Origin of the sequence: Pararhizobium antarcticum (assembly GCF_001885585.1) — a bacterium.
GTDB lineage: Bacteria > Pseudomonadota > Alphaproteobacteria > Rhizobiales > Rhizobiaceae > Pararhizobium > Pararhizobium antarcticum.
Window position 1 is genome coordinate 1 of the sequence record NZ_LSRP01000043.1, and the last position, 1,802, is coordinate 1,802.

Here is a 1,802-nt window from a genome sequence, read left to right on the forward strand (position 1 = left end):
TCGATCGTCCACATCGCAGCTTCCTTTCGTGATTCGAAAGCACAAAAGGAATCACAACCGCGCACAACCCGCAAACCGAAGTCCGCTAACCGATTCCGCCGATTCTCAAAGTCTCCGGACGGACACTAAGTATTCCTGTGTCACAGTGCAAACCTTAGCTGTGGCTGGTAATCGACATCACCATCGCGGTTTCTACGGACAAAGCGCTGTACGAAGGGCGACGCTAGATCGGCCACGAAGCCCGATACCTGATCTGATTTGAGGAATCGCGAAGCGTCTTCAGCGAAACGAAGGTCGCTGTCGGGTGACATGGCTTCCTGATTTTCGGTCAACCGATCATCGGCGAGTAGGCCGGATCGTTTCCATGCCAGGCGCCGCAGCCAATCGCTCTTTGGGTACAAGTGATCCTTAACGGATTCTGGTAGATCGAATTCCGCAATCTTGCTCGGGGTCAACGCACTATTCTCAAGGTTGTCGAGGCCTCCTGTCGGAAGGACAGACGGATAGCGCGACAAGACACGCGGCGCGTCAATGAGTATGTCTTGCGCGGACAAAATCATATATTCCAGCCACTTGGAAACCCTTGATGCCGCAATCAGTGGGATTGATCTGTCTGAGAAACGTTTGTCCGATACGTCGAAGCCCGCCTTCTCAACAAATTGTCTGAAGGTCACGTCCTCTTCTCCGAGAAACTGCCTAACGTTTCGCGGGATGGCACCCGCGATTTCATCGAGCTGCAGATATTTCAGTATAGGTGTGTCGAGCGCATTGGCCACTTCTTCGGTGGCGCGCTTCATCTTGTTTATTGCGTCCGGAAGAATCGGCCACGTCCAAGGGCGAAATTCGGGCCAGCCGTCATCGGACCAGAGCCCGGGATTGGTAACCTGGCTAAGACCTAAGTGGAGATCCGCGTGTGTTTCAGGATGATCGCGTAGCGTCAAGTCAAAGCGGTTCTCGCCGAACTGGTTCAAAACAACTATGTAGGACGCCTCAGAGTAGCAACGTGCGAGATATGCGAGCCGCTGTCCGGTGAGGCCGCTGGAATGTTCGAGCTGAACAAAGTTATAATCAATAAACAGTAGGTCCACGCTATCAAACTGCGATTTTCCCCATTCGATTGCTTGGCCATTCCCGCTGGCGGCAGCCTTACGTCGCCCTTCGAGTTGTTCCGCTAGTTCCACGACTTCGTTTCCAGTTGCAACTTTGATCGTCGCAGACCCAGGTAGGATTTTTTCAAGATCTTTGGACAAGCCGGTCAGAGGTTGTACCGTGTCATCGCAGATAAGAATGTTCATGATTGCCACTTCCAGGATAATTCAAAAGCTGTTGAGTAGTCTGGTTTAGGAGCTACGAATGCCACTGAGCAGTTGAGGTTGTTCGCTACCATACGGACGATGGTCAGACCCAGCCCAGTTCCACCAAGACCCATTTCGCGCCGTTCTGCGGAAATCGTAGAACGGCGTTGGAATGGTTGAAACAGGGCCTCGCCCTCAGTAAGGTCTATGCCGCTGCCTGTGTCCTGAACCAAAATGGCGCATCGGCTGCGCGCTTCGACGAACGACACGCTGATCTCTCTCGTTTGGCTGTCCAGCATCGCATTGGCGGCGTTAATGAAGACATTTTGAAATATCGCGGACCATTCCGCGACCGTCCCTTCAGGTAGTCTCAGAGTTTCAGTGTCCGTCCGGAGACTTTGAGAATCGGCGGAATCGGTTAGCGGACTTCGGTTTGCGGGTTGTGCGCGGTTGTGATTCCTTTTGTGCTTTCGAATCACGAAAGGAAGCTGCGATGTGGACGATCGA

General features: G+C 52.9%; 2 protein-coding genes. Both read right to left on the reverse strand.

Going from position 1 to position 1,802, the window contains the following annotated elements; translation table 11 throughout:
* Positions 1-140: 140 nt before the first annotated feature.
* Positions 141-1,295 (reverse strand): hypothetical protein, encoded by a 1,155-nt coding sequence (locus AX760_RS04270; RefSeq protein WP_071831761.1) that lies wholly within the window; start codon positions 1,293-1,295, stop codon positions 141-143.
* Positions 1,292-1,802: ATP-binding protein (locus tag AX760_RS26415; RefSeq protein ID WP_139276445.1), on the reverse strand; the 511-nt coding region annotated here is incomplete at its 5' end. The genes AX760_RS26415 and AX760_RS04270, both read right to left, overlap by 4 nt.

Coding starts and splice junctions, on each gene's coding strand:
- AX760_RS04270 (WP_071831761.1), bottom strand. CDS start 1,295: ATGAACATTCTTATCTGCGATGACACGGTACAACCTCTGACCGGCTTG.